Below are 26,087 nucleotides of genomic sequence, written 5' to 3'. Positions count from 1 at the left end.
AGCGGAGACCTAGATGCTCTCGTCGTCGTAGCTGTAGAAGTGGGCGCCGTCGAACCCGGGGACCGAGTCCTTCAGCGACAGGCCCAGCTCCGTCAGCTTCTCCTTGACCTCATCCACCGACTTCTGACCGAAGTTGCGGATGTTCATGAGCTGCGTCTCCGAGAGGGCGACGAGCTCATTGACGTTGTTGATGCCCTCGCGCTTGAGGCAGTTGTAGCTGCGCACCGAGAGGTCGAGGTCCTCGATGGGCATGGACAGCTCGGTCGAGAGGACGGCGTCGACCGGCGCGGGGCCGATCTCGATGCCCTCGGCCGCGTTGTTCAGCTCGCGGGCGAGTCCGAACAGCTCGGTCAGCGTGCGACCGGCCGACGCGATGGCGTCGCGCGGCGTGATCGCCGGCTTCGACTCGACGTCGACGACGAGGCGGTCGAAGTCGGTGCGCTCGCCGGCACGGGTGGCCTCGACGCGGTAGGTGACCTTGAGCACGGGCGAGTAGATCGAGTCGACCGGGATCTGGCCGGCCTCGGAGAACTCGCTGCGGTTCTGGGTCGCCGACACGTAGCCGCGGCCGCGCTCGATGGTGAGCTCGAGCTCGAACTTCGCCTTGTCGTTCAGGGTCGCGATGACGAGGTCCGGGTTGTGGATCTCGACACCGGCCGGAGCCGAGATGTCGGCGGCGGTGACCTGGCCGGCGCCCTGCTTGCGCAGGTAGGCGGTGATCGGCTCGTCGTGCTCGGAGGAGACGACGAGTCCCTTGATGTTCAGGATGATCTCGGTGACGTCCTCGCGGACGCCCGGGACGGTCGTGAACTCGTGCAGGACTCCGTCGATCCGGATGCTGGTGACAGCGGCGCCGGGGATGGAGGACAGCAGGGTGCGACGCAGCGAGTTGCCGAGCGTGTAGCCGAAGCCGGGCTCGAGGGGCTCGATGACGAAGCGGGAACGGAACTCCGAGATGTTCTCCTCGGTGAGCGTCGGACGCTGTGCGATAAGCACTGTTGATTCCTTTCGATCACGTGTCCGCTATATGACACGTGCGTTTGCGAGTCTGAAGTTGTGAAAGAAATGCGCGATCCGCCGGCCGGCCTCACGTCGCGCTGGAGAGCGCTTCGTTCGGCCGGCCGACGGCTGCGAGTGCTGCGTTAGACGCGACGGCGCTTCGGCGGGCGGCAGCCGTTGTGCGCCTGCGGGGTGACGTCGTTGATCGAGCCGACCTCGAGGCCTGCGGCCTGGAGCGAGCGGATCGCGGTCTCGCGACCCGAGCCCGGGCCCTTCACGAAGACGTCGACCTTCTTCATGCCGTGCTCCTGCGCCTGACGCGCGGCCGACTCGGCAGCGAGCTGGGCGGCGAACGGCGTCGACTTGCGCGAGCCCTTGAAGCCGACTCCACCGGACGAGGCCCAGCTGATGACGGCCCCGGCGGGGTCGGTGATCGACACGATGGTGTTGTTGAACGTCGACTTGATGTGGGCCTGGCCCACAGCGATGTTCTTCTTCTCCTTGCGGCGCGGCTTGCGCGCGGCCGACTTGGGGGTAGCCACTTGTTATCTCCTCTAGGTCCGTGTCGCCCGCGTTACTTGCGGCCGGCCTTCTTCTTGCCGGCGACGGTGCGCTTCGGGCCCTTGCGGGTGCGAGCGTTCGTCTTGGTGCGCTGTCCACGGACCGGGAGGCCACGACGGTGGCGGATGCCCTCGTAGGACCCGATCTCGACCTTGCGGCGGATGTCGGCGGCGACCTCGCGGCGGAGGTCTCCCTCCACCTTGTAGTTGCCCTCGATGTAGTCGCGGAGCGCGACGAGCTGGTCGTCGGTGAGGTCCTTGACGCGGATGTTGCCGTCGATCCCCGTGTCGCTCAGCGTCTTCAGCGCGCTGGTGCGGCCGACTCCGTAGATGTAGGTCAGTGCGACCTCCACGCGCTTCTCGCGCGGGATGTCTACTCCTGCCAGACGTGCCATGGTGGCTTCTCCTGTGAGTGAGTGGAGGTGTGAAGCAACGTCGGTGCCTCGGCCTCCGACCGAAGGTGTCCTCGCCGTTCACCCCGGGAGACCCGGGGCGCTGCGCGATTTCTGACGTTGCGGGGTGGTGTGTTGCCGTGCTGCTGGGCGGTTTCCCGCCCGCGCTCCTCGCAGGAGCGCCGGGAGTCCCGGAGGACTAGCCCTGGCGCTGCTTGTGGCGGGGGTTGCTGCTGCAGATGACCATCACGTTGCCGTGGCGGCGGATGATCTTGCAGTGGTCGCAGATGCGCTTGACGCTGGGGTTGACCTTCATTGTTCTGTTCCTTGTTTTCGCTGGCGTCGTGCTCCCGGCGGATGCCGGGGCCGTTCCTTACAGGACACGCACGTCGCGAACTGAGCGGAGCGAACGTCTACTTGTAGCGGTAGACGATCCGGCCGCGGGTCAGGTCGTAGGGGCTGAGCTCCACGATCACGCGGTCCTCGGGGAGGATGCGGATGTAGTGCTGACGCATCTTGCCCGAGATGTGGGCGAGAACCTTGTGTCCGTTGGTGAGCTCCACGCGGAACATCGCGTTGGGGAGCGCCTCGACAACCGCACCTTCGATTTCGATGACACCGTCTTTTTTGGCCATAGCCTCACTGTCGTTCGGAAGTAGTGTGTGTACTGGTCGTGCGAATGCTTCCGCGACGATCCTCCCCCCGGGCGGAGCCCGGGGAGCGGTGCGCGGGCGTGCCGGAGCACGCGCAAACACCAAGGGTCGATACTACGCGAATCCCCGCGTCTCCGCCAGCCCGGGCGTGTCGCCTCAGGGCGGGGGCGGGCACCCGCCGCGGACGGCGGTGTGCGCGCCGCGGAGCGCGAGCACGACGGCCGCCGCCTAGGCTCTCCCTCGTCGAAGGGACCGCGGATGGCGCGCACGGAGAAGACGACGGACGGCACGGCGAGGAGCCGGCGGAGCTGGTACTCGCACCCCCTGGTGACCGTGCTCGTCGCGATCGTCGTCATCGCCCTCGTGCAGACGTTCTTCGTGAAGGTGTACACCGTGCCGACCGGCTCGATGGAGAACACCCTGCAGGGCGGCGGCTTCTTCGGCGACCGCATCCTGGTCGATCGCACCGCGGCGCTCCACGGCGAGCCGGAGTCGGAGCAGATCGTCGTCTTCTCGCGCGACGCGCGCTGGGGTGCGACCGACGCGGTCGGGAACCCGCTCTCCGAGGCGGTCAAGTACTTCGGCGACGTCACGAGCATCGGCCCGTCGCACGAGGAGTTCCTCGTGAAGCGCGTGATCGCGACCGCCGGCCAGACGGTCTCCTGCTGCGACGCCGAGGGGCACGTGCTCGTGGACGGTCAGCCGCTCGCGGGCGACTACGTCTTCGAGGACTTCCCGTTCACCCCCGGCACCCAGGACTGCGACTCGCAGCCCGCCTCCACCCGCTGCTTCCAGGAGTACACGGTGCCGGAGGACACGCTCTTCGTCCTCGGCGACCACCGCTCGAACTCCAACGACTCGCTCGGCGACTGCCGCGGAGCCCCGGGTCCGATCGACTCCTGCGTGAAGACGGTGCCGATCGAGCGGGTGGTCGGGCGCGTCTTCGCCGTGGCCTGGCCGCTGACCCGCTGGCGCCTCTTCTAGTCCGGCCCGCCCCCGGAACCGCGAAGGGGCGGAGCCGGATGCCGGAGCACCCGATCCCGCCCCTCCGGACGCGGCCTCGCGGAGGTCAGCCGCGGACGACCGCGACGACCTGCGCGAACAGCGGGTGGTCCGCGCCGAGGCCGGTCACCTCGGCGACGAACTCCTCCGGCGACAGCGCCGCCAGCTTCTCCTTCAGCTCGACGCTCTGCGGGTCCTCCGGCACGTCGAAGCGGAGGGCCGCGCCGATCGCCGTCAGCAGTCCGCTCGGCACGTGCCCGCGCTCGGCGAGCTCGACCGCCGGGCCGATGAAGCGCTCGTGCCGCGAGAGCTTGCGCAGCGGCTGGCGCCCGACCCGGTCCACCGTGTCGGTGAGACCCGGGTTCGCGAAGCGCTTCAGCGTCTTCTGGAGGTAGGCCTCCTGCTCCTCGTCGCTGAAGCCGTGCTTCTCGACGATCAGCGTCTTGGTGTCCTCGAGCGCGGCCTTCACCGCGTCGTGCACCTCGGGCAGCGCGAGCGCGTCCGACAGCTTGTGCGCGCCGGCCGCGAAGCCGACGTACGCCGCGGTGGCGTGCCCGGTGTTCACCGTGAAGAGCTTGCGCTCGATGAACGGCTCGAGATCGTCGACCCAGGTGGCGCCGGGGATCTCGGGCTCGGAGCCCTCGAACGGCGTGCGGTCGACGACCCACTCGAAGAAGCTCTCGACCGTGACGTCGAGACCCTGGCCGGCCGCCTGGTTCGGCACGATGCGGTCGACCGCGGTGTCCGCGAAGACCGCGCGGGAGCGCAGGCGCTCCCACTCGTCCGCACCGAGGCTCGCGGCGACCTCGGTCTGCAGCAGCCGGGTCGCGCTGATCGCGTTCTCGCAGGCCATCACGGCGAGGCGGGGCGCGGAGTCCGCGCGGGCGGCGAGGCCCTTCGCGATCACCGGGGCGACGAAGCGCAGGATGTTCGGACCCACCGCGGTGGTGACGAGGTCGGCGGCGGCGATCTCGCGGACGAGGGCCTCCTCGTCGCTCGCCGAGTTGATCGCGCGGAAGCCGTCGACGACGTGCGTCGCGGACGACTCCCCCACCTCGTGCACCTCGTAGCTGTCGGCGGCGGCGAGCTGATCGATCAGTGCCGCGTTGACGTCGGCGAAGACGAGCTCGTAGCCGGCACCGTGCAGGATCAGCCCGACGAAGCCGCGGCCGATGTTGCCGGCGCCGAAGTGGACGGCGGTGGGCATCAGGAGTTGACCTCGCCCAGCAGCGCGTAGAGCGACTGCGCGTCCGGGGCGTCGAGGAGCTTCTGCACCTCGTCCTCCTCGGAGAAGATGATCGCGATCTTCGAGAGGATCTCGAGGTGCTCGTTGTTGACGCCGGCGATGCCGACGACGAAGCGGACCTCGTTGCCGTCCCAGTCGATCGGCTGCGCGTAGCGGACGAAGGAGAGCGCCGAGGAGCGGATCTCGTCCTTCGCGTCGTTCGTGCCGTGCGGGATGGCGAGCAGGTTGCCCATGTAGGTGGAGACGGTCGCCTCGCGGGCGAGCATCGCCTCGTGGTAGGCGGGCGTCACGGCGCCGACGCCGACCAGCATGTCGGCGGCCTCCTTGATGGCGGTCTCCTTCGACGTGGCGGTGCCGGAGGCGTTGATCTGTCCGATGGTGAGCACATCGCTCATGGCGTGCGTCCTTTCCGTGGGTGGTGAACGAATGAGGGAACCCGCAGGGGCGAGCGGAGCGTCTCCGCCACGTCGCACCCTACGGGCTCCCTCAGGGGTGTTCCCGACTACTTGCCGTGCTGCTCCGCGACGAGCGAGACGACCTCGTCGTACTTGGGGCTGTTCATGAAGTTGTCGACGGAGACGTGGATCGCGCCCGGCGTGCGCTGGCGCGCCCGCTCGGTCAGCTCGGCCTGGGTGATGACCAGGTCGACGTCGTCCTCGAGGGCCGCGATCGCCTTGTTGGTGACCGTGACGTCCTCGAAGCCCGCCTTCTTCATCTTGTTGCGCAGGACGGAGGCGCCCATGGCGGACGATCCCATCCCGGCGTCGCAGGCGAAGACGATGTTGCGCACCTGCGTGGCGGTGGCGGTCGCCGAGGCGCCGTCCTGGTTGGACGCGCCGCTCGCGTTGAGGAGCGAGCCGACGGCGCTCTCCTTGCCCTTGTTCGACGAGTTGGCGGCGACGGCGGCGGCGAGCTTGTCGTCACCGGCCTCCATGGCGTCGAGGTCGCGCTTGCGGCTGCCGCGGATGATGAACGACGCGACGACGAACGACACGGCCATCGAGAGCAGGACCGAGAGGATCACGCCGAGGTAGCTGTCACGCGAGGTCTGCAGGAGCACCGCGATGATCGATCCCGGGGACGCCGGGGCGACGAGGCCGGAGTCGAACGCGACGTTGGTCGCGACGCCCGTCATGCCGCCGAGGATGACGGCCGCGACGAGCGCGGGCTTCATCAGCACGTAGGGGAAGTAGATCTCGTGGATGCCGCCGACGAAGTGGATCAGCGCGGCGCCGGGGGCGGAGCCGCGGGCGATGCCCACACCGAAGATCGCGAAGGCGAGCAGCACGCCCATGCCGGGGCCGGGGTTGGCCTCGAGCAGGAACAGGTACGACTTGCCCTGGTCCTGCGCCATGACGGTGCCGAGCGGGGTGAGCACGCCCTGGTTGATGGCGTTGTTGAGGAACAGGATCTTCGCCGGCTCGATGAAGATCGAGGTCAGCGGCAGCAGGCCCGCGTTCACCAGGAGGTCGACGCCGTCGCCGAGGATCTTGGTGAGGAACGAGATGATCGGCGCGATGCCGAAGAACGCGCCCAGCGAGAGGAGCATGCCGAGGATTCCGGCGGAGAAGTTGTTGACCAGCATCTCGAAGCCGGGCTTGATCTTGCCGTCCCAGATCGAGTCGACCTTCTTCATCAGCCACGCGGCGAGCGGGCCGATGATCATGGCGCCGAGGAACATCGGGATGGTGGCGCCGACGATGACGCCCATGGTGGCGATCGAGGCGACCACGCCACCGCGCTGGCCGTAGACCATGCGGCCACCGGTGTTCGCGATGAGCAGCGGGAGCAGGTAGGTGATCATCGGGGCGACGAGACCGATGTACTGCTGGAAGGTCGCGCCGTCCTCACCGGCGGCGAGCTGGGTGCGGGCACCCTCCCAGCCGATCTGGGCCGCGTCGCCGAAGCCGCCGAGGATGCCGTTGGGCAGCCAGCCCGCGGCGATGAAGAGCGAGGTGATGAGACCCCACGCGATGAAGGCCGCGATGTTCGGCATGACCATCCCCGAGAGGAAGGTGCCGAATCGCTGGACGTGGACGCGCGTACCTCCGCGCGTCGACGTCGCTGACGTCGTTGTCATGTGGTGTGTTCTCCGATTCTGAGGGTGGGAGATCCGGTCGCTCCTGAGGCGGGCCGGGCTCCCGCGGGGCGGGACGAGACGGGGTGGTGCAGGGGTCGTGCCGTGGTGCGGGTGGTGCGGGGTGGTGCTGCGGAGGATCGCGCGGATGCGGGCCGCGCGATCCCCGGGATCAGGAGGCGGCGATCGCCTCGGTGACGGCGGACCGGGCGTCCGCCGCGCTGTCGGCCGCGAGGGCGAGCTCGGCGTAGCGCCTCGCGTCCTCGAGGGTGTGCTCGGCCAGCTCGGCGCGGACGTCGGCGAGAGCCGACGGCGACATCGAGAGGGTCGTCGCGCCGAGGCCCACGAGGACCACGGCGAGCAGCGGATCCGCGGCGGCCTCGCCGCAGATGCCGACGGGCTTGCCCAGTGCGGCGCCCGCGCGGCCGACCTCGCCGACGAGGCGGAGGACGGCGGGGTGCCACGGGTCCTGGAAGGCGGACACGGTGCCGAGCATCCGGTCCGCCGCCAGGGTGTACTGGGTCAGGTCGTTGGTGCCGATGGAGGCGAAGTCGGCGACTCCGAGGATCCGGTCGGCGAGCAGGGCGGAGGAGGGGACCTCCACCATCACGCCGGCGGTGCGGATCCCGAGCTCCTTGGCCATGGAGGTGAAGTAGCGGGTCTCGTCGACCGTCGCGACCATCGGCGCCATGACCCAGAGGTCGGCGTCGGTCGCGGCGTCGGCCTGGGCGAGCGCGGTGAGCTGGTCGCGGAGGATCTGCTCGCTCGCGCGCAGGGCGCGGAGGCCGCGGAGACCGAGCGCTGGGTTCTCCTCGTGGTTGTCGTTGAGGAAGGCGAGCGGCTTGTCGGCGCCGGCGTCGAGCGCGCGCACCACGACCTTGCGGCCGGGGAAGGCGGCGAGGAGGCGGGTGTACTGCTCGGCCTGCTCGGCGACGGTCGGGGCCTCCTTCGCGTCGAGGAAGAGGAACTCGGTGCGGAACAGGCCCACGCCCTCCGCGCCGAGCTCGACGGCGTTCTCGGCGCCGTCGGCCGAGCCGAGGTTCGCCAGCAGCGGCACGGCGTGACCGTCCGCGAGGGCGCCGGGGACGACGGGGGCGGCGAGCATCTCGGCGCGCTCCGCGATCGAGGACTTCGCGTCGCCGATCTCGACGTCGGACGGGTTCACCGTCACGACACCGGAGGAGGCGTCGAGGATGACGAGCTGGCCGTCGCGCAGGTCGAGTGCGCCGGTCGTGCCGACGATGGCGGTGATCGACTTCTCGCGGGCGAGGATCGCCGTGTGCGAGGTCGGGCCGCCGTCGCTCGTGATCAGGCCGAGGACCTTCTCGAGGTCGAGCAGCGCGGTGTCGGCCGGCGCGAGGTCGCGGGCGACGAGCACGAAGGGCTCGTCCGACTCCGGGACGCCGGGCGCCGGGACGCCGCGCAGGTGGGCGACGACCCGCTGCGAGACGTCGTCGAGGTCGGTCGCGCGCTCGGCCATGTAGCCGCCCATCGCGACCAGCAGGTCGCGGAACCCGGCGAAAGCCTCGTGCACCGCGCGCTCGGCGGTCTTGCCGGTCGCGAGCCGCGCCTTGACGTCGTCCGCGAGCGAGGGGTCCTCCGCCATCAGCGCCTGCGCGTCGAGGACGTCCTTCGCCGAGCCGCCGGCGCGCTCACCGCGGTGGCGGATGGTCGCGGCGGTCGCCGACAGCGAGGCGACCGCGCGCTCCTCCTCCTGCGCGACGGAGCGGGTGCTGGCGGTGTCCTCGGGCTCGGGGAGCGGGTCGGGCATGCGCAGCACCGGCCCGAGGGCCAGGCCGCGGCCGACTCCGGTGCCCTGGAGCTTCGCGGAGGCGTAGGCGGTGGAAGGAGTGGACAGCGTCATGGGTTCCCGGTTCCTGTCGTGCGTCTCGTCGGTGAGAAGGCGGTGGGGCGAGGGGTCTTAAGCGTCGTGGTCGGTGGAGAGGAACTCCGCGAGCTCGTCGAGGATCGCCTGCTCGTTGTCGCCCTCGACGGAGAGGGTCAGCGAGTCGCCGTGCTCGATGCCGAGCGAGATGATGCCGAGGATCGAGGCCGCGTTCACCGCGGTGCCCTCGCCCTTCTTCACCAGGACCTTCTGACCCGACTTCGCCGCGGCCTGGCTGAAGAGCGAGGCGGGGCGGGCGTGGAGGCCCTTCGACGATGCAACCTGCACGGTGCGCTCGACCATGAACGTTTCTCCTTGATCCTGCAGTCGGAACTGCGTCAGTGGTTCCCGGCGCCGGGCGCGAGGCCCGGGGCGGGAGGTGAGGCGTCCCCGTCCGATCCTGCGACGACCGCGCGAGCGGCGAAGAGGACGGGAAGGGTGTCGAGCACGGCATCGGCACCGTGCGCCCCGAAGACGTCGTGCGGGAGGAGTGCTGCCGCGGCGCCGACGTGCACCGCGCGCTGGCGGAGCTCGTCGAACTGCGGCTCGAGGTGCGGTCCGACCAGGAGGACGTCCGCCTGGGGCAGAGCGTCCGCGAGACCGGGAAGGGTCTCGGATCGGAACACGGCATCGATGCCGCGCTGCTTCGCGCCCGCTCGCAGCCGGTGGGCCAGGAACGTGCTCGACGCGCCTGCACCGCAGACGATCAGGATCGTGCGCACCTCGTTCGCCTCCTCGCGTCCGGGTCTTGCCTCATCCAAGCATCTCGGGGGCCGCGCGTCCGCCCCCGCAGACAATCTTCCGCGGGGGCGGAAGAGCGCTCCCGGCGGCTTCGGCGCGGGTCCGACCCCGCCGACCCGGAGATGGTTGACTGGAAGACCGATGCCTGACAACCGCGAACGACTGCTGGAGTACCTCTCCCGCGCCGACGGCTGGGTGACCGCGCACGAGCTGGCCGACCGGCTCGGAGTCACCACCCGGAGCGTCCGCAGCTACGTGACGGCGGTGAAGGCCCAGGCGGCCCCGCTCGAGCCCGTGGAGTCGTCGGCGAACGGCTACCGGCTCGCGCGCGACGCGTACACGGCGTTCCTCGAGACCCGGCTGCTCCGCGACGACGAGCCGGACACCCCGCGCGACCGGCTGTACAGCATCGTCCGGCGCCTGGTCGACTCCGACGAGGGACTCGACCTCGCGGCACTGGCGGACACGCTCTCCGTCAGCGAGTCGACGATCGACGCCGATCTGCGCCGGGTGAAGGCGCTGGCGGACGAGTCCGGCCTGGCCCTCGTGCGCCGCGGCCCTTCCGTTCGTCTCGAGGGCAGCGAGGAGGCCCGGCGCCGGCTGATCTCGCGGATGTTCCGCGACGAGAGCGCGCAGGGCGTCTTCACGCTGGACGACGTGCAGCGCGAGTTCGCCTCCCCCGGTCTCGGCGCGTTCAAGACCGAGCTGCTGGCCGAGCTCGAGACCCGCGGCTACTACATCAACGACTACGGCGTGAACAGCGTGCTGCTGCACATCGCGATCGCCGTCGACCGCGTCTCCCGCGGCATCGGCGACCCGTCCGGCTCGCGCCCCTCCCCCGCGGTGCACGGCGAGCTCGCCGCGCTGCTCGCCGAGCTCGTCGAGCGCCACTTCGCCACGCGGCTCACCGACGCCGAGCTCGCCCAGCTGGCGATCCTGATGACGACGCGGGTGGCGACGCCGGGGCAGAACGAGCCCGTCGCCGCCGTCGTCGAGAACTACCTCGATCCGGAGGACGTCGCCGTCGTCCGCGAGCTCGTCGCGGATGTGAACGAGGCGTACCTCGTCGACCTCGACGACGAGGGCTTCATCGTCCGCCTCGCGCTGCACGTGCGGAACCTCGTCGCGCGGGCGGCCGAGGGCGGCTACTCGCGGAACCCGCTCACCCGCTCGATCAAGACCAGCTTCCCGATGACCTACGAGATCGCGGTGTTCCTCGCGAGCGGACTGCAGCGCCTGCGCGGGATCACCGTCAACGAGGACGAGATCGCCTATATCGCCCTGCACGTCGGCTCCTTCCTCGAGCGGGTGTCCCGGCGCGAGGAGCGGCTCTCCTGCGTCATCGTCTGCCCGAACTACTACGACCTCGCGCACATGCTGCGGCTGCGGGTCGAGCGCTCGCTCGGCACCGAGGTGGAGGTCCGCTCGCTGATCACCCGAAGCGACGTCGACTGGGACCGCCTGACCGCGGATCTGGTGATCACCACGATCGACGAGCGGCCCGCCTCCGAGGACGTCGTCGTGGTGCAGCCGTTCCTCACCGACCACGACGTGGACGCCGTGCGCCGTGCGATCGCCCGGGTGCGCCGGCACCGGCGCCGCGCGCGGATCAAGGACGAGCTGCTGCAGTTCTTCGACGAGTCGCTCTTCTTCCGGAACGTGCACGCGCGCGATGAGCCGGCGATGATCCGGCTGCTCGGCGAGCGGATGATCGCCGACGGCATCATCGACGAGGACTACGTCGACGGCGCGATCGAGCGCGAGCGGATGAGCTCGACCGCGTTCACCGACAACCTCGCCGTCCCGCACGCGATGGCGATGAGTGCGCGCCGGACCGCGATCGCCATCGTCGTCAACGACGTGCCGATGGCGTGGGGCGAGCAGCGGGTGAACGTGATCGCGATGATCGCCTTCGCCTCCGCCGGCCGCAGCAGCTTCCAGTCCGTCTTCGACCAGTTCGTCGAGGTCTTCGCCGACCGCGCGGAGGTGCAGCGCCTGATCCGCCGCTCCGCGGACTTCGGCGGCTTCATCGAGGAGCTGGTCAGGGTGATTGACAGCTAGCTGTCGGTCGCCCTGACCAGCTCCTCCAAGGCGGCCAGCCGGGCGGTCCAGTGGACCGCCCTCACCGCGGAAGACTCGACAACGCGACGGCGACCCTCAATGGGTCGCATCACCGCGACGAAGTCCGTACTACGCGATCGGCGTCGGCACGATCCCGTACTGCGCGAGGCCGGCGGCGCCGCCGTCGGCGAGCGTCGTCACCCAGATGCCGTCGCGGTGCACCGCGACCGAGTGCTCCCAGTGCGCCGACATGCTGCCGTCGATGGTGGCGACGGTCCAGTCGTCCTCGCGGACGACCGTCTCGGCGCTGCCCGCGGTGACCATCGGCTCGATGGCGACGACGAGACCGGGCTTCACCTCCGGGCCGCGCTGGCGCACCCGGTAGTTGAACACCGGCGGCGCCTCGTGCATCGTCCTGCCGATGCCGTGGCCGATGTAGTCGGTGAGGATGCCGTAGACGGCGCCGGAGGCCTCCGCCTCGTCCTCGATGTACTCCTCGATCACCGCGCCCACCTCGTTGAGGTGCCGCGCCGACGCGAGAGCCGCTATGCCGCGCCAGAGCGAGCCCTCGGTGACGCGGGACAGCGCCTCGCGGCGCGCGACCTCGTCGGGGCGCTCGGCGTCGGGCAGAACGATCGTCAGGGCGGAGTCGCCGTTCCAGCCGTCGATCTCGGCGCCGCTGTCGATGGAGACGATGTCGCCGGGCTCGAGGACGCGGCCGCCGGGGATCCCGTGCACGACCTCCTCGTTCACCGAGGCGCAGATCGTGTGCCGGTAGCCCGGCACGAGCTGGAAGTTCGAGTGCCCGCCGAGCGCGAGGATCGCGGCCTCGGCGATCGCGTCGAGCTCGAGCGTGCTGACGCCGGGTCGCACGGCGGCACGGACAGCGTCCAGAGACGCGGCGGTCGCCAGCCCGGGCGCGATCATCGACCGCAGCTGGGCCGGCGTCTTGTAGAGGGAGGAGCGCAGCGCCACGGGTCAGGCGGCCGGCGAGTCGCCGACGAGGCGACCGACGCGGTGGCCCTCGAGGGCGACGACGATGCGCTCGGTGACCTCGTCGACCGGGCCGAGGCCGTCGACGACGATGACGAGCCCGCGCGCGGCGTAGATGTCGATCAGCGGCGCGGTCTGCTCCTCGTAGAGGGCGAGACGGTGCCGGATGACCTCCTCCGTGTCGTCGCTGCGGCCCTGCTCGGCGGAGCGCTTGAGCAGACGTGCGACGACCTCGTCGGGATCGGCGGTCAGCTGCACGACCGCGTCGAGCCGGTTGCCGTCCGCCGCGACGATGCGGTCGAGCTCGTCGACCTGCTCCGTGGTGCGCGGGTAGCCGTCGAGGAGGAAGCCCGTCGAGACGTCGGCCTCCTGCAGCCGGTCGTGCACGATCGCGTTGGTCAGCTCGTCGGGCACGTAGCGGCCGGCGTCGAGGTAGGACTTGGCCTGCAGGCCGAGCTCGGTCTCATTGGCGACGTTGGCGCGGAAGATGTCTCCGGTCGAGATCGCGGGGACCTTCAGGACCTCGCTGAGCCGAGCGGCCTGAGTCCCCTTGCCGGCGCCCGGAGGGCCGATCAGCAGCAGACGGAAGCCGACCGGGGTCGAGGTCATCGGAGGAGCCCTTCGTAGTGGCGCTGCTGCAGCTGGGAGTCGATCTGCTTCACCGTCTCGAGTCCGACTCCGACGATGATCAGGATGGACGTGCCGCCGAACGGGAAGTTCTGGTTGGCGCCGACGAGCGCGAGCGCCACGAGGGGCACGAGCGCGATCAGACCGAGATAGACCGAGCCGGGCAGCGTCACCCGGGTCAGCACGTAGTTCAGGTACTCGGCGGTCGGACGGCCGGCGCGGATGCCGGGGATGAAGCCGCCGTAGCGCTTCATGTTGTCGGCGACCTCGTCCGGGTTGAAGGTGATCGCGACGTAGAAGTAGGTGAAGCCGACGATCAGCAGGAAGTACAGCGCCATGTAGAGCGGGTGATCGCCCTTGGTGAGGTAGTTCGTGATCCAGGTCACCCAGAACGGCGCCTCCTGGCCGGCCGCGGGCTGGTTGAACTGCGCGATGAGCGCGGGCAGGTACAGCAGCGACGAGGCGAAGATGACGGGCACGACGCCGGCCATGTTGACCTTGATCGGGATGTACGTGTTGTTGCCGCCGTACGTTCTGCGCCCGACCATCCGCTTGGCGTACTGCACGGGGATCCGCCGCTGCGACTGCTCGACGAAGACGACCGCGACGACGAGCACGAGCCCGACCGCGAGGACGAGGAGGAAGGTCTCGAAGCCGCGCGACTGCGCGATCGACCAGAGCGAGGTGGGGAACTGGGCGGCGATCGAGGTGAAGATCAGGAGCGACATGCCGTTGCCGATGCCGCGCTCGGTGATGAGCTCGCCCATCCACATGATGATGCCGGTGCCCGCGGTCATGGTGATGACCATGAGCAGGATGGAGTACCACTCGTCGGTGATGATGAGCGCCGAGCACTCCGGGACACCGGAGTTGCCGAACAGCGCGCCCGAGCGGGCGACGGTGATGAGGGTGGTCGACTGCAGGACGCCCAGCGCGATCGTGAGATAGCGGGTGTACTGCGTCAGACGGCCCTGGCCCGACTGGCCCTCCTTGTAGAGGGTCTCGAAGTGCGGGATGACCACGCGCAGGAGCTGCACGATGATCGACGCCGTGATGTACGGCATGATGCCGAGCGCGAAGATCGACAGCTGGAGCAGGGCTCCACCGCTGAAGAGGTTCACGAGCTCGTAGAGACCCGAGGTGCCCTGGTTGCCGGCGAGGCAGGCCTGGACGGCCTCGAAGTCGACGAACGGAGCGGGGATGAAGGATCCCAGCCGGAAGATCGCCACGATCGCGAGGGTGAAGCCGATCTTGCGGCGGAGGTCGGGGGTGCGGAAGATCCGCGCTACGGCGCCAAACATCTACCTAGGGTCTCCTGCTCAGTTCTTGGTGCGGGATACAGGTCGAGCTTGCCACGCGCTCTCCAGGGGCGAGGTGCCCGTGGGGAGTCGTCGTGGCAAGCCCGACCGACAAGCTGCTGGTGCTACTTGATGGATCCGCCCGCGGCGACGATCTTCTGCTCGGCAGAGCTGGAGACCTTGTCGACCGCGACGTTCAGCGTAACCGCAATGTCCCCGTCGCCGAGAACCTTGACCTTCTCGTTCTTGCGGACGGCACCCTTCGCGACCAGGTCGCTGATGGTGACGTCGCCGCCCTGAGGGTAGAGCTCCGCGAGAGCGGACAGGTTCACGACCTGGTACTCGACGCGGAACGGGTTCTTGAAGCCGCGGAGCTTCGGGGTGCGCATGTGCAGCGGCATCTGCCCACCCTCGAAGCCGACGCGCACCTGGTAGCGGGCCTTGGTGCCCTTGGTGCCGCGACCGGCGGTCTTTCCCTTGGATCCCTCACCGCGGCCGACGCGAGTCTTCGCCTTCTTGGCGCCCACTGCGGGTCGGAGGTGGTGGACCTTGAGCACGTGCTCCTTGGTCGAGGCCTGCGCGGGAGTCGTGGACTCCGCGACGGCCTGGTTCTTCTCAGCCATTAGTCAATCTCCTCGACCTTCACCAGGTGGGCGACGGTCTTCACGTATCCGCGGTTCTGAGAGTTGTCCTCGCGGACGACGCTCTGACCGATCTTCCTGAGGCCGAGCGAGCGCAGCGTGTCGCGCTGGTACTGCTTCTCGCTGACCTTCGACTTGATCTGGGTCACCTTGAGCTGGGCCATCAGGCACCTGCCTTCGACTTGGACGCGGCGGCGAGGGCGTCGGCCTCGGCACGGACGAGCCGGGGCGGCGCGACCTGGTCGAAGTCGAGCCCGCGACGAGCGGCGACGGCGCGCGGCTCCTCGAGCTGCTGCAGGGCCGTCACCGTCGCGTGGACGATGTTGATGGTGTTCGACGAGCCGAGCGACTTGCTCAGGACGTCGTGGATGCCGGCGCACTCGAGCACGGCGCGGACGGGACCGCCGGCGATGACACCGGTACCCGACGACGCGGGGCGCAGGAGCACGACACCGGCAGCGGCCTCACCCTGGACGGGGTGCGGGATGGTCGAGCCGACGCGCGGGACGCGGAAGAAGTTCTTCTTCGCCTCCTCGACGCCCTTGGAGATGGCGGTGGGGACCTCGCGGGCCTTGCCGTAGCCGACTCCGACGAGTCCGTTGCCGTCGCCGACGACGACGAGCGCGGTGAAGCTGAAGCGACGACCGCCCTTGACGACCTTCGACACGCGGTTGATAGTCACGACGCGCTCGAGGAACTGGCTCTTCTCGGAGTCGCGGCCACCGCGGTCGCGGCCGCCCTGGTTGCGGTCACGGCCGCCACGACGGGGCTCGCGAGCCTCCTGCTGGGGCTGCGTGGACGCAGCGGTCTCGACGGGGGCCTCCGACACGGCGGCGACCTCGGGTTCCTTGCTCTCTGCGGCGGTCACAGGTTGAGCCCTGCCTCTCGTGCTCCATCGGCGATCGCGGCGACGCGACCGGCGTACTTGTTGCCTCCGCGGTCGAAGACGACCGCCTCGACTCCTGCGGTCTTCGCGCGCTCGGCGAGAAGCTCGCCGACCCGGCGGGCCTTGGCGGTCTTGTCGCCGTCGAACACGCGGAGGTCGGCCTCGAGGGTCGACGCGGACGCGAGGGTGCGGCCCAGCGAGTCGTCGACGATCTGCACGAAGACGTGACGGGCCGATCGGTTGACGACGAGACGGGGGCGCTCGGCGGAGCCGACGACCTTCTTGCGCAGACGGTCGTGACGACGACCGCGCGCAGCGGACTTGCTCTTTCCTCTGGTTCCGAGTCCCATGATCACTTACCGCTCTTTCCGGCCTTGCGGCGAACGACCTCGCCGGCGTAGCGCACGCCCTTGCCCTTGTAGGGCTCGGGCTTGCGGATCTTACGAATGTTGGCGGCCACTTCACCGACGGCCTGCTTGGAGATGCCGTGCACGGTGACCTTGTTGTTGCCCTCGACCGTGAACGAGATGCCCGCGGGAGGGGTGACGACGACCGGGTGCGAGAAGCCGAGGGCGAACTCGATGTCCGAGCCCTTCACCAGCACGCGGTAACCGGTTCCGACGACCTCGAGGCCCTTGGAGTAGCCCTGCGTGACACCGATGATGTCGTTCGCGATGAGCGTCCGGGTGAGGCCGTGGAGCGAGCGCGACTCGCGCTCGTCGTCGGGGCGGGAGACCAGGACCTGGCCGCCTTCGACGGCGACCTGGATCGGGCTGGCGACCGGGACGGTCAGCTCGCCCTTGGGGCCCTTGACGGTGACGAGTGATCCGGCGACGGAGACGTCGACGCCCGCCGGGATCTCGATGGGGAGTCTTCCGATTCGCGACATGGGGTTACCACACGTAGGCGAGGATCTCCCCACCCACGCCCTTCTTCTCGGCCTGACGGTCGGTCAGCAGACCGCTCGACGTGGACAGGATGGCGACGCCGAGGCCACCGAGGACGGTGGGGATCTCGGTCGACTTCGCGTAGACGCGCAGGCCGGGCTTCGAGACGCGCTTGATGCCGGCGATGGAGCGCTCGCGGTTCGGTCCGTACTTGAGGGAGATGGAGAGCGTCGTGCCGACGCGCGCCTCCTCGACCTTCCAGTCGGAGATGTAGCCCTCGCGCTTGAGGATCTCGGCGATGTTCGCCTTGAGCTTCGAGCCGGGGAGGGCGATGGAGTCGTGGTGCGCGGAGTTCGCGTTGCGGATTCTGGTCAGCAGATCTGCGACCGGATCAGTCATGGTCATGGCTGATGGTGCCTTTCTCGCCTGGTTTCGGCACCCTTTACAAGAGTGACGACCTGTGGTGTGGGACGGCGCCGACGACGTCGACGCCCATGCGGCCGCGCGAGCGCAGGCCAACGAGCCATGGTACACGGCTGAGGGCCGGCGGTCGAGGGCCGACGGCCGATCCTCCCGGGAGAGGACCGGAGCTCTGAGAGTGCTTCCGGACCGCGGGGCGGCCGGATGCACAGCGAGGCCGGAGGGCGGGTGATCCGCCCTCCGGCCTCGGGGGTCGTGCTACGCGTTGTCCGCCGACTTGAACGGGAAGCCGAGCTGCTTGAGCAGCGCGCGACCCTCGTCGTCGGTCTTCGCGGTGGTGACCACGGTCACGTCGAAGCCGCGGACGCGGTCGATGCGGTCCTGGTCGATCTCGTGGAAGATCGACTGCTCCGTGATGCCGAAGGTGTAGTTGCCGTTGCCGTCGAACTGGCGGTCCGAGAGACCGCGGAAGTCGCGGATGCGCGGCAGCGCCACCGAGAGCAGGCGGTCCAGGAACTCCCACGCGCGGTCACCGCGGAGGGTGACGTGCGCGCCGATGGCCTGGCCCTCGCGCAGCTTGAACTGCGCGATGGACTTGCGGGCCTTCGTGACCTGGGGCTTCTGGCCCGTGATCGCGGTGAGGTCCTTGATGGCGCCGTCGATGATCTTGCCGTCGCGGGCCGCCTCGCCGACTCCGGTGTTCACGACCACCTTGACCAGGCCGGGGACCTGGTGGATGTTCGAGAAGCCGAACTGCTCCTTGAGAGCGGGGATGATGTCGGCCTGGTACTTGGCCTTGAGCCGCGGCTGAACCTTCGCAGCCACTGCGGTGGTGTCAGTCATTACAGTTCCTCACCCGACGCCTTCGCGTAGCGAACGCGAACCGTCTTGGTCACGCCGTCCTTGGTGACGGCCACGTTGCGGTGGCCGACCCGGGTCGGCTTCTTGGTCTTCGGGTCGACGACCGCGACGTTCGAGATGTGGAGCGGGGCCTCGATGGTCTCGATGCCGCCCTCCTTCGAGCCGCGCTGCGACTGGCCGACGCGGTTGTGCTTCTTGACGAAGTTCACACCCTCGACGACGACGCGGTTCTTCTCGACCAGGACCTCGAGAACCTTGCCCTGCTTGCCGCGGTCTCCGCCGCGGGCCTGGGTCGCGCCCGAGATGACCTGCACGAGGTCACCCTTCTTGATCTTGGCCATGACTAGATAACCTCCGGTGCCAGCGAGACGATCTTCATGAACTTCTTGTCGCGGAGCTCGCGACCGACCGGACCGAAGATGCGGGTGCCGCGGGGGTCCCCGTCGTTCTTCAGGATCACGGCGGCGTTCTCGTCGAACTTGATGTACGAGCCGTCGGGACGACGGGTCTGCTTGATGGTGCGGACGATGACGGCCTTGACCACATCGCCCTTCTTGACGTTTCCGCCGGGGATCGCGTCCTTGACGGTCGCGACGATGACGTCACCGAGGCCGGCGTAGCGGCGGCCGGAGCCACCGAGCACGCGGATGGTGAGGAGCATCTTGGCGCCGGTGTTGTCGGCGACCTTGACTCGGGATTCTTGCTGAAGCATGTGTCTCTCCTGCTAACTCAAGCGGGCCGGGGCCTACTTGGCCTTCTCGAGGATCTCGACCAGGCGCCAGCGCTTGGTGGCGCTGAGGGGACGGGTCTCGCTGATGACGACGGAGTCGCCGATGCCGGCGGAGTTCAGCTCGTCGTGGACCTTGACCTTGGACGTGCGGCGGATGACCTTGCCGTACAGCGGGTGCTTCACCCGGTCCTCGACCTCGACGACGATGGTCTTGTCCATCTTGTCGCTGGTCACGTAGCCGCGACGGGTCTTGCGGTAACCGCGAGCGCCCGCCTCCTTGATGTCGTGGGCGGCCGACTCGTGGCCGGCGCTGTCAGTGACGGTTGCCATTACTTGGCCTCCTCGTTCGACTCGGTCGCCGCGACCTCGGCCTTGGCGGCCTTCTTGGTCTTCGGCTTCTTCTCCGCCTTGGCCGGAGCCTCGACGGGGGCGGGGGTGGCGCGGATGCCCAGCTCGCGCTCACGGATGACCGTGTAGATGCGGGCGATGTCGCGCTTGACGGCACGCAGGCGGCCGTTGGTGTCCAGCTGGCCGGTGGCCGACTGGAAGCGGAGGTTGAACAGCTCCTCCTTGGCCTTCTTCAGCTCCGTGACGAGACGCTCGTCCTCGAAGGTGTCGAGCTCGGTGGGAACGAGCTCCTTGGATCCGATCGCCATTATGCGTCTCCCTCCTCGCGCTTGATGATGCGTGCCTTGAGGGGCAGCTTGTGGATGGCACGGGTCATGGCCTCACGAGCGAGCTGCTCGTCGACGCCGGCGACCTCGAAGAGGACGCGACCCGGCTTGACGTTCGCGACCCACCACTCCGGCGAGCCCTTTCCGGAACCCATGCGGGTCTCGGCGGGCTTCTTGGTCAGCGGGCGGTCGGGGTAGATGTTGATCCACACCTTTCCACCGCGCTTGATGTGGCGCGTCATGGCGATACGAGCGGACTCGATCTGACGGTTGGTCACGTAGGCCGGGGTGAGGGCCTGGATGCCGTACTCACCGAACGACACCTTGGTGCCACCGGTGGCCTGGCCGGAACGGCCCGGGTGGTGCTGCTTGCGGTGCTTGACTCGACGCGGAATCAACATGGTTATGCCTCAACTCCTGCTGCGACGGGCGCCTCGCTCTGCTGGCGGGGGGCGCGACGCGGACGGTCGCTGCGCTCGGGGCGCGACGACTTGCTGTTCGCCTGCTCCCGAGCGAGCTCCTTGTTGGTGATGTCGCCCTTGTAGATCCAGACCTTCACGCCGATGCGGCCGAAGGTGGTCTTCGCCTCGTAGAAGCCGTAGTCGATGTTCGCGCGCAGGGTGTGCAGCGGCACGCGTCCCTCGCGGTAGAACTCCGAGCGGCTCATCTCGGCGCCGCCGAGGCGGCCGGAGACCTGGATTCGGACGCCCTTGGCGCCGGCGCGCTGCGCGCCCTGCAGACCCTTGCGCATCGCGCGGCGGAAGGCCACGCGGGCGGAGAGCTGCTCGGCGATGCCCTGCGCGACCAGCTGAGCCTCGGCCTCGGGGTTCTTCACCTCGAGGATGTTCAGCTGGATCTGCTTGGCGGTGAGCTTCTCGAGGTCGGCGCGGATGCGCTCGGCCTCGGCGCCGCGGCGACCGATCACGATGCCCGGGCGGGCGGTGTGGATGTCGACGCGGACGCGGTCGCGGGTGCGCTCGATCTCGATGCGGGCGACGCCCGCGCGGTCGAGCTGCGTGGCGAGGAGCCGGCGGATCTTGACGTCCTCAGCGAGGAAGTCGCTGTACCGCTGGCCCTTCTTGGTGCTGTCGGAGAACCAGCGCGACACGTGGTCGGTGGTGATTCCCAGACGGAAACCGTAGGGGTTTACTTTCTGACCCATTACTTGGTCCCCTCCTCAGGAGTGGCCAGCACGACGGTGATGTGGCTGGTGCGCTTGTTGATGCGGAAGGCACGACCCTGAGCACGGGGCTGGAATCGCTTGAGGGTGGTTCCCTCATCGACGAAGGCGCGGGACACGAACAGGTCCTGGTCGTCGAGGTACTCGTTCGAGGCATCGGCCTTGACGCGAGCGTTGGCCATCGCCGAGGCGACGAGCTTGTAGACGGGCTCGGACGCACCCTGCGGGGCGAACTTGAGGATGGCCAGGGCCTCCTCCGCCTGCTTCCCGCGGATCAGGTTCACGACACGGCGAGCCTTCTGGGGGGTGACGCGGATGTGTCGCACGCGTGCGATCGACTCCACCATTTCTCTCCTCCTTCTCGTCGCCGCGTCAGCGGCGACGGCCCTTCTTGTCGTCCTTCTCGTGACCGCGGAAGGTCCGAGTGGGGGCGAACTCGCCGAGCTTGTGGCCGACCATGGTCTCGGTCACGAACACGGGGATGTGCTTGCGACCGTCGTGGACCGCGATGGTGTGTCCCAGCATCGCCGGGATGATCATCGAACGGCGCGACCATGTCTTGATGACGTTCTTGTTGCCGGCTTCGTTGGCCGTGAACACCTTGCGGAGCAGGTGGTCGTCAACGAAGGGGCCCTTCTTGAGACTGCGAGGCATCTTCTACAACTCCTACTTGCGCTTCTTACCGGCGGTGCGGCGGCGAACGATGAGCTTGTCGCTCTCCTTGTTGGGGCGACGGGTGCGTCCCTCGGACTGGCCCCAGGGGCTGACCGGGTGGCGACCACCGGAGGTCTTGCCCTCTCCACCACCGTGGGGGTGGTCGACCGGGTTCATCGCGACACCGCGGACGGTCGGGCGGACGCCCTTCCAGCGCATGCGGCCGGCCTTGCCCCAGTTGATGTTCGACTGCTCGGCGTTGCCGACCTCGCCGATCGTGGCGCGGCAGCGCGCGTCGACGTTGCGGATCTCGCCCGACGGCAGGCGGAGCTGCGCGTAGGGGCCGTCCTTGGCGACGAGGCGGACCGAGGTGCCGGCCGAGCGGGCGAGCTTGGCGCCGCCGCCCGGCTTGATCTCGATGGCGTGGATGACCGTACCGGTCGGGATGTTGCGCAGCGGCAGGTTGTTGCCGGGCTTGATGTCGGCACCCGAGCCCGACTCCACGACGTCGCCCTGCGAGAGCTTGTTCGGAGCCAGGATGTAGCGCTTGGTGCCGTCCACGAAGTGGAGCAGCGCGATGCGCGCCGTGCGGTTGGGGTCGTACTCGATGTGAGCGACCTTGGCGTTGATGCCGTCCTTGTCGTTCCGACGGAAGTCGATCAGACGGTACTGGCGCTTGTGGCCACCACCGATGTGACGCGTCGTGATGCGACCGGAGTTGTTGCGGCCACCGGTCTTGGACAGCGGGCGAAGGAGCGACTTCTCGGGCGTCGATCGGGTGATCTCGGCGAAGTCGGCAACGCTGGAGCCGCGGCGACCGGGGGTCGTGGGCTTGTACTTACGAATAGCCATTGTCTGTTTCCTCTACGCTTCTTCGGCTCAGCCGACGCTCGTGAAGATGTCGATGGAGCCGGACTTCAGCGTGACGATCGCGCGCTTGGTGTCCTTGCGCTTGCCGGCCCCGAACTTCGTGCGGCGGGTCTTGCCCTGACGGTTCAGCGTGTTGATCGACGCGACCTGGACACCGAAGATCTTCTCGATGGCGAGCTTGATCTCGGTCTTGTTGGAGCGCGGGTCGACGACGAAGGTGTACTTGCCCTCGTCGATCAGGCCGTAGGACTTCTCCGAGACCACCGGCGAGATGATGACGTCGCGGGGGTCCTTGTTGAACGCGGCGGACTGGCTCATGCGTTCACCTCTTCCTTCTTGGCGCCGGACTTCGAGGCGACGAACGCGTCGAGTGCGGCCTTCGTGAAGACGATGTCGTCGGAGACGAGCACGTCGTACGCGTTGAGCTGGTCGGACGGCAGGATGTGCACGAACGGCACGTTGCGGAGCGAGAGCTCGGCGATGAAGTCGTCGCGCTCGAGGACCACGAGGACGTTGCGCGACACCGAGAGGGCCTCGAGCAGGACGAGGACGTCCTTCGTCTTCGGGGTCTCGCCGAGGGCGAGGGACTCGACCACGTGCACGCGCGAGCCGCGGGCGCGGTCCGAGAGAGCACCGAGCAGGGCCGCGGCGATCATCTTCTTGGGGGTGCGCTGCGCGTAGCTGCGGGGGGTGGGTCCGTGGACCACGCCACCACCGGTCATGTGCGGGGCGCGGATCGAGCCCTGACGAGCGCGACCGGTTCCCTTCTGCTTGAACGGCTTGCGGCCGGCTCCCGAGACCTCGCCACGGTTCTTCGTGGAGTGGGTGCCCTGGCGCGCCGCGGCGAGCTGCGCCACGACGACCTGGTGGATCAGGGGGATGTTGGTCTGGACGTCGAAGAGCTCGGCGGGGAGCTCGAACGCGCCCGACTTGTTGCCCTGGACGTCGATGATGTCGACAGAGGTAGCCATGGAACTACGCTCCCTTCACGGCGTTGCGAACGAACACGAGGCGACCGCGCGCACCGGGGACGGCGCCCTTGACGAGCAGCAGACCCTTCTCGGCGTCGACGGAGTGCACCTTGAGGTTGAGCACGGTGACGCGCTCGCCACCCATGCGACCGGCCATGCGCATGCCCTTGAAGACACGGCTGGGGGTCGAGGAGGCGCCGATGGAGCCGGGCTTGCGGTGGTTGCGGTGCGAACCGTGCGAAGCCGAGACGCCCTTGAAGTTGTGACGCTTCATGACACCGGCGAAGCCCTTGCCCTTGGAGGTGCCGACGACGTCGACCTTGGTGCCGGCTTCGAAGACGGCGTCCACGGTCAGCTCCTGGCCGGCCGAGTAGTCGGCGGCGTCGGAGGTGCGGACCTCGGTGAGGTGGCGGCGGGGGGTGACGCCCGCGGCGTCGAAGTGACCGGCGGCGGGCTTGTTCACCTTGCGCGGGTCGATCGCACCGGCGGCGAGCTGGACGGCGGTGTAGCCGTCCTTCTCCTCCGTGCGGACCTGGGTCACGACGTTGGGGCTGATCTCGATGACCGTGACGGGGACGAGCTTGTTGTTCTCGTCCCAGACCTGGGTCATGCCGAGCTTCGTGCCGAGGAGGCCCTTGCTGGTCTTCAGCGTGGGGGAAACAGTGACAGACATGGTGGCACTCCTCCTTAGAGCTTGATCTCGATGTTGACGTCGGCCGGGAGGTCGAGGCGCATCAGCGAGTCGACGGCCTTGGGCGTCGGGTCGATGATGTCGATGAGGCGCTTGTGGGTGCGCATCTCGAAGTGCTCGCGGCTGTCCTTGTACTTGTGGGGAGAACGGATCACGCAGACCACGTTCTTCTCGGTCGGAAGCGGCACGGGGCCGACGACCGTTGCACCGGCACGGGTCACCGTGTCGACGATCTTGCGCGCCGACGTGTCGATGACCTCGTGGTCGTACGACTTCAGTCGGATGCGGATCTTCTGTCCCGCCATGTGTGATCTCTCACTCTCTTGTTATTGCGTCGTACGCCACTCCCCCGGCCGGAGCCGGGCTCGTGTCGCATAGGACGCGCTCGCGAAGGAACATCCGGAGAACCGGAGGAAGTGCACCAGTGTTCTTCTGTCAAAAGCACCGCGCTCGAGGCGCTCTGAGAGCCGTGCAGAACGCACGACGCACGGAGAGCCCGTTGAGTTGTCGGTTGTTGTCGTTCTGCTACCCGCCGCCTCGACGTCGCACTCGCGGGGCCGCCCTCTCGGGTCGAGCCGCTGGGGCGCCGTCTCGGCACTGCCTGGCAGTGTTCCACCCCCTCGCAGCACGCTGCGCGGGCGGAAATTTTGAACTAGAAGAGTCTCTCACGGATCCAGCACCCGTGCAACCCGGGCGTGTCGCGGCGCGGAGGTCGGTGGCCGCGGACGTCCGCCCGCGGAATCCCGGGCCTCACCGCACCCGGGCGACGCTCGCCGCTCACTCGAAGAGCAGAGCGCGCAGCGTCGTCTCGGCCGAGCCGGGGCGGGACGGATCGATCGTCTCGCCCGCGCGGAAGTGATCGAGCACCCGCGGGTCGACGTAGCTCGCGCGAGCCACGGTCGGCGTGTTCCCGAGCACCTCGGACGCGTCCTTCATCGCCTGCGAGATCGCCCTCGTGCGCAGCCGCTGGGTGGGCTGCGGGCCCGCCTTCGCAAGACTCAGCGCTGCGGCGACCGTGCCGTGCAGAGTGCGGAAGTCCTTCGCCGTGAAGTCGTCGCCAGCGCGCTCGCGCACGTAGTCGTTGATGTCGGCTGCGGAGACCGGGCGCCAGACGCGGCCGTCCTTCCAGGCCAGGAGCCGGGCGTTCGGGCCGCGGCGCTTCAGTGCCCGGACCACCCGGGCCAGGTCGTGGTCGAGGATCTCGCTCGTCCAGGCCTGGTGGCTCTTGCCGGGGAAGGCCAGTGCGACGCGATCGCCGTGCGTCGTCGCGTGCGAGCAGAGCAGCGTCGTGAGGCCGATGCTGCCGTGCTCCTTCGCGTACTGCTCGCTGCCGACCCGCAGCGAGCCGGTGTCGAGCATCCGGAAGCCGGTCGCCAGCGCGCGCTCGCGGGTGGGCCCGTCGTCGCGGAGGGCGATCGTCACCCGGCGGCGGGCACCGGGAAGGGCTTCCGCGAGACGGAGCGCCCGGTCGAACTTGATCCGGTCCTTCTGCTCGCGCCAGGTCGGGTGGTAGATGTACTGCCGCCGGCCGGCGCCGTCGACGCCCGTGGCCTGGATGTGCCCGTTGGGGTACGGCGCGATCCAGACGTCCTGCCAGGCCGGCGGGATGCCGAGGTGGTCGAAGCGGTCCCGCAGCTCGGGGTCCGTGACCGTGGCGCCCTTGGGGTCGCGGTAGCTGAAGCCGGTACCGGAGCGGACCCGGCTGTAGCCGCGACCGCTCGAGTCGGTCCGGCGGAGTCGTTGAGTGAGCGGATCGGCCATCGACCCGACGATAGGGCGGGGGCTCCGGCACCGTCAGCGGGTTGACGGGCGCCCCCGGCCCTGCGCTACTCGTTGCCGAGGCGCTTGTCGGCCTGGCGCTTGAGGTCCTCGATGCGGTCGTCGTACTTGCCCTTGGTGAGGCGGCTCGCGATGTCGCCGGTCTTCTCGAGCACCTGGTCTGAGACGCCCTCCGCCTTCTCGCTGCGGAGCGTCTCCCGGACCTTCTTGCTGTTGAGCAGCTCGCCGGCCTGTCGTCCGAGCTTGCCGAAGTCCACCATGGTTCCTCCTTGATCCGTGCGGGCAGGGGGCCGCGCGAGCCTCAGTGTG

General features: G+C 68.8%; 38 protein-coding genes. 2 read left to right on the top strand and 36 right to left on the bottom strand.

Annotation, left to right across the window (positions count from 1 at the left end; translation table 11 throughout):
- Positions 1-9: 9 nt before the first annotated feature.
- From MT351_RS15265 to infA, 5 genes are all read right to left on the bottom strand, one after another.
- Positions 10-996 (bottom strand): DNA-directed RNA polymerase subunit alpha, encoded by a 987-nt coding sequence (locus MT351_RS15265; RefSeq protein WP_123445069.1) that lies wholly within the window; start codon positions 994-996, stop codon positions 10-12.
- 146 nt (positions 997-1,142) lie between these two features.
- Entirely contained in the window at positions 1,143-1,541 is a 399-nt protein-coding gene (gene rpsK, locus MT351_RS15260) for a 30S ribosomal protein S11 (RefSeq protein WP_056037257.1), read from the bottom strand.
- A gap of 32 nt (positions 1,542-1,573) precedes the next feature.
- Positions 1,574-1,954, bottom strand: coding sequence for a 30S ribosomal protein S13 (gene rpsM / locus MT351_RS15255; RefSeq protein ID WP_056037260.1), 381 nt, complete (start codon positions 1,952-1,954; stop codon positions 1,574-1,576).
- 196 nt (positions 1,955-2,150) lie between these two features.
- A complete protein-coding gene (gene rpmJ / locus MT351_RS15250; RefSeq protein WP_055787164.1) occupies positions 2,151-2,267 on the bottom strand; it encodes a 50S ribosomal protein L36 in 117 nt (38 codons plus the stop codon).
- Positions 2,268-2,364: 97 nt separating this feature from the next.
- Positions 2,365-2,586, bottom strand: coding sequence for a translation initiation factor IF-1 (gene infA, locus MT351_RS15245; RefSeq protein ID WP_022883252.1), 222 nt, complete (start codon positions 2,584-2,586; stop codon positions 2,365-2,367).
- Positions 2,587-2,862: 276 nt separating this feature from the next.
- Between infA and lepB the strand changes: the two genes are divergently transcribed.
- The gene (gene lepB / locus MT351_RS15240; RefSeq protein ID WP_243582566.1) at positions 2,863-3,588 is read left to right on the top strand and encodes a signal peptidase I; all 726 of its coding nucleotides are present in this window, start codon (positions 2,863-2,865) and stop codon (positions 3,586-3,588) included.
- Positions 3,589-3,673: 85 nt separating this feature from the next.
- On the opposite strand, the gene MT351_RS15235 is transcribed toward lepB, so the two are convergent.
- The 6 genes from MT351_RS15235 to MT351_RS15210 form a co-directional block, all read right to left on the bottom strand.
- Complete coding sequence (locus MT351_RS15235) at positions 3,674-4,813, bottom strand: mannitol-1-phosphate 5-dehydrogenase (RefSeq protein WP_243582565.1); 1,140 nt, start codon at positions 4,811-4,813, stop codon at positions 3,674-3,676.
- Positions 4,813-5,247 carry a PTS sugar transporter subunit IIA gene (locus MT351_RS15230; protein ID WP_123445065.1) on the bottom strand — a complete coding sequence of 145 codons (435 nt, stop codon included), beginning with the start codon at positions 5,245-5,247 and terminating at the stop codon, positions 4,813-4,815. The genes MT351_RS15235 and MT351_RS15230 overlap by 1 nt, the downstream gene beginning before the upstream one ends.
- A gap of 107 nt (positions 5,248-5,354) precedes the next feature.
- A complete protein-coding gene (locus MT351_RS15225; protein WP_123735034.1) occupies positions 5,355-6,932 on the bottom strand; it encodes a PTS mannitol transporter subunit IICB in 1,578 nt (525 codons plus the stop codon).
- Positions 6,933-7,101: 169 nt separating this feature from the next.
- Complete coding sequence (gene ptsP / locus MT351_RS15220) at positions 7,102-8,700, bottom strand: phosphoenolpyruvate--protein phosphotransferase (RefSeq protein ID WP_243582597.1); 1,599 nt, start codon at positions 8,698-8,700, stop codon at positions 7,102-7,104.
- A gap of 150 nt (positions 8,701-8,850) precedes the next feature.
- Positions 8,851-9,117: an HPr family phosphocarrier protein gene (locus MT351_RS15215; protein WP_123702116.1), complete on the bottom strand. Its 267-nt coding sequence runs from the start codon at positions 9,115-9,117 to the stop codon at positions 8,851-8,853.
- A 35-nt stretch (positions 9,118-9,152) separates the two neighbouring features.
- Positions 9,153-9,536 carry a PTS sugar transporter subunit IIB gene (locus tag MT351_RS15210; RefSeq protein ID WP_165909035.1) on the bottom strand — a complete coding sequence of 128 codons (384 nt, stop codon included), beginning with the start codon at positions 9,534-9,536 and terminating at the stop codon, positions 9,153-9,155.
- Positions 9,537-9,696: 160 nt separating this feature from the next.
- Here MT351_RS15210 and MT351_RS15205 point away from each other — a divergent pair, with 160 nt between their 5' ends.
- Positions 9,697-11,616, top strand: a complete 1,920-nt coding sequence (locus MT351_RS15205; RefSeq protein ID WP_243582564.1) for a BglG family transcription antiterminator — start codon at positions 9,697-9,699, stop codon at positions 11,614-11,616.
- Between the two features lie 129 nt (positions 11,617-11,745).
- Here MT351_RS15205 and map read toward each other — a convergent pair whose 3' ends face one another.
- The 25 genes from map to MT351_RS15080 form a co-directional block, all read right to left on the bottom strand.
- Positions 11,746-12,591 (bottom strand): type I methionyl aminopeptidase, encoded by an 846-nt coding sequence (map, locus tag MT351_RS15200; protein ID WP_243582563.1) that lies wholly within the window; start codon positions 12,589-12,591, stop codon positions 11,746-11,748.
- Between the two features lie 3 nt (positions 12,592-12,594).
- Complete coding sequence (locus tag MT351_RS15195) at positions 12,595-13,218, bottom strand: adenylate kinase (protein ID WP_123445057.1); 624 nt, start codon at positions 13,216-13,218, stop codon at positions 12,595-12,597.
- Positions 13,215-14,537 carry a preprotein translocase subunit SecY gene (secY, locus tag MT351_RS15190; RefSeq protein WP_123445056.1) on the bottom strand — a complete coding sequence of 441 codons (1,323 nt, stop codon included), beginning with the start codon at positions 14,535-14,537 and terminating at the stop codon, positions 13,215-13,217. Before secY ends, MT351_RS15195 begins: the two co-directional genes overlap by 4 nt.
- 122 nt (positions 14,538-14,659) lie before the next feature.
- Positions 14,660-15,157 carry a 50S ribosomal protein L15 gene (rplO, locus tag MT351_RS15185; RefSeq protein ID WP_123445055.1) on the bottom strand — a complete coding sequence of 166 codons (498 nt, stop codon included), beginning with the start codon at positions 15,155-15,157 and terminating at the stop codon, positions 14,660-14,662.
- Positions 15,157-15,339: a 50S ribosomal protein L30 gene (gene rpmD, locus MT351_RS15180; RefSeq protein WP_173232138.1), complete on the bottom strand. Its 183-nt coding sequence runs from the start codon at positions 15,337-15,339 to the stop codon at positions 15,157-15,159. The genes rplO and rpmD overlap by 1 nt, the downstream gene beginning before the upstream one ends.
- Positions 15,339-16,043, bottom strand: a complete 705-nt coding sequence (rpsE, locus tag MT351_RS15175) for a 30S ribosomal protein S5 (RefSeq protein WP_123445054.1) — start codon at positions 16,041-16,043, stop codon at positions 15,339-15,341. The genes rpmD and rpsE overlap by 1 nt, the downstream gene beginning before the upstream one ends.
- Positions 16,040-16,411 (bottom strand): 50S ribosomal protein L18, encoded by a 372-nt coding sequence (gene rplR, locus MT351_RS15170; RefSeq protein WP_123445053.1) that lies wholly within the window; start codon positions 16,409-16,411, stop codon positions 16,040-16,042. The genes rpsE and rplR overlap by 4 nt, the downstream gene beginning before the upstream one ends.
- A 2-nt stretch (positions 16,412-16,413) precedes the next feature.
- Positions 16,414-16,950 (bottom strand): 50S ribosomal protein L6, encoded by a 537-nt coding sequence (gene rplF, locus MT351_RS15165; RefSeq protein WP_123445052.1) that lies wholly within the window; start codon positions 16,948-16,950, stop codon positions 16,414-16,416.
- A 4-nt stretch (positions 16,951-16,954) separates the two neighbouring features.
- Positions 16,955-17,353, bottom strand: a complete 399-nt coding sequence (gene rpsH / locus MT351_RS15160; protein ID WP_123445051.1) for a 30S ribosomal protein S8 — start codon at positions 17,351-17,353, stop codon at positions 16,955-16,957.
- A gap of 273 nt (positions 17,354-17,626) precedes the next feature.
- Positions 17,627-18,211 (bottom strand): 50S ribosomal protein L5, encoded by a 585-nt coding sequence (gene rplE, locus MT351_RS15155; RefSeq protein ID WP_123445050.1) that lies wholly within the window; start codon positions 18,209-18,211, stop codon positions 17,627-17,629.
- Positions 18,211-18,570: a 50S ribosomal protein L24 gene (gene rplX, locus MT351_RS15150; RefSeq protein WP_123445049.1), complete on the bottom strand. Its 360-nt coding sequence runs from the start codon at positions 18,568-18,570 to the stop codon at positions 18,211-18,213. Before rplX ends, rplE begins: the two co-directional genes overlap by 1 nt.
- A gap of 2 nt (positions 18,571-18,572) precedes the next feature.
- Positions 18,573-18,941 carry a 50S ribosomal protein L14 gene (gene rplN / locus MT351_RS15145; RefSeq protein ID WP_123445048.1) on the bottom strand — a complete coding sequence of 123 codons (369 nt, stop codon included), beginning with the start codon at positions 18,939-18,941 and terminating at the stop codon, positions 18,573-18,575.
- Positions 18,942-18,974: 33 nt separating this feature from the next.
- On the bottom strand, positions 18,975-19,289 hold the full coding sequence (gene rpsQ / locus MT351_RS15140) for a 30S ribosomal protein S17 (RefSeq protein WP_123445047.1): 315 nt from the start codon (positions 19,287-19,289) through the stop codon (positions 18,975-18,977).
- Positions 19,289-19,615 (bottom strand): 50S ribosomal protein L29, encoded by a 327-nt coding sequence (gene rpmC, locus MT351_RS15135; protein WP_123445046.1) that lies wholly within the window; start codon positions 19,613-19,615, stop codon positions 19,289-19,291. The genes rpsQ and rpmC overlap by 1 nt, the downstream gene beginning before the upstream one ends.
- Entirely contained in the window at positions 19,615-20,034 is a 420-nt protein-coding gene (gene rplP / locus MT351_RS15130) for a 50S ribosomal protein L16 (RefSeq protein WP_123445045.1), read from the bottom strand. Before rplP ends, rpmC begins: the two co-directional genes overlap by 1 nt.
- Before the next feature lie 2 nt (positions 20,035-20,036).
- Complete coding sequence (gene rpsC, locus MT351_RS15125; RefSeq protein ID WP_056037327.1) at positions 20,037-20,795, bottom strand: 30S ribosomal protein S3; 759 nt, start codon at positions 20,793-20,795, stop codon at positions 20,037-20,039.
- A complete protein-coding gene (gene rplV / locus MT351_RS15120; protein WP_123445044.1) occupies positions 20,795-21,160 on the bottom strand; it encodes a 50S ribosomal protein L22 in 366 nt (121 codons plus the stop codon). Before rplV ends, rpsC begins: the two co-directional genes overlap by 1 nt.
- A gap of 25 nt (positions 21,161-21,185) precedes the next feature.
- Positions 21,186-21,467, bottom strand: a complete 282-nt coding sequence (gene rpsS, locus MT351_RS15115; protein ID WP_055787078.1) for a 30S ribosomal protein S19 — start codon at positions 21,465-21,467, stop codon at positions 21,186-21,188.
- A gap of 12 nt (positions 21,468-21,479) precedes the next feature.
- Positions 21,480-22,319 carry a 50S ribosomal protein L2 gene (gene rplB, locus MT351_RS15110; RefSeq protein WP_123445043.1) on the bottom strand — a complete coding sequence of 280 codons (840 nt, stop codon included), beginning with the start codon at positions 22,317-22,319 and terminating at the stop codon, positions 21,480-21,482.
- A 27-nt stretch (positions 22,320-22,346) separates the two neighbouring features.
- Positions 22,347-22,655: a 50S ribosomal protein L23 gene (gene rplW / locus MT351_RS15105; RefSeq protein ID WP_123445042.1), complete on the bottom strand. Its 309-nt coding sequence runs from the start codon at positions 22,653-22,655 to the stop codon at positions 22,347-22,349.
- Positions 22,652-23,308, bottom strand: coding sequence for a 50S ribosomal protein L4 (rplD, locus tag MT351_RS15100; RefSeq protein ID WP_123735029.1), 657 nt, complete (start codon positions 23,306-23,308; stop codon positions 22,652-22,654). Before rplD ends, rplW begins: the two co-directional genes overlap by 4 nt.
- 4 nt (positions 23,309-23,312) lie before the next feature.
- Positions 23,313-23,981 (bottom strand): 50S ribosomal protein L3, encoded by a 669-nt coding sequence (rplC, locus tag MT351_RS15095; RefSeq protein WP_104224566.1) that lies wholly within the window; start codon positions 23,979-23,981, stop codon positions 23,313-23,315.
- Positions 23,982-23,995: 14 nt separating this feature from the next.
- Positions 23,996-24,304 (bottom strand): 30S ribosomal protein S10, encoded by a 309-nt coding sequence (gene rpsJ / locus MT351_RS15090; RefSeq protein WP_005050520.1) that lies wholly within the window; start codon positions 24,302-24,304, stop codon positions 23,996-23,998.
- Between the two features lie 472 nt (positions 24,305-24,776).
- Positions 24,777-25,760, bottom strand: a complete 984-nt coding sequence (locus MT351_RS15085) for a DNA topoisomerase IB (RefSeq protein WP_243582562.1) — start codon at positions 25,758-25,760, stop codon at positions 24,777-24,779.
- Positions 25,761-25,825: 65 nt separating this feature from the next.
- Complete coding sequence (locus tag MT351_RS15080; protein ID WP_243582561.1) at positions 25,826-26,038, bottom strand: antitoxin; 213 nt, start codon at positions 26,036-26,038, stop codon at positions 25,826-25,828.
- Positions 26,039-26,087: the final 49 nt, after the last annotated feature.

Source organism: Rathayibacter sp. VKM Ac-2926 (genome assembly GCF_022815565.1).
GTDB classification, from domain to species: Bacteria; Actinomycetota; Actinomycetes; order Actinomycetales; family Microbacteriaceae; genus Rathayibacter; species Rathayibacter festucae.
The sequence above is the reverse complement of the archived record's forward strand: the minus strand, read 5'-3'. Positions and strand labels throughout refer to the sequence as shown.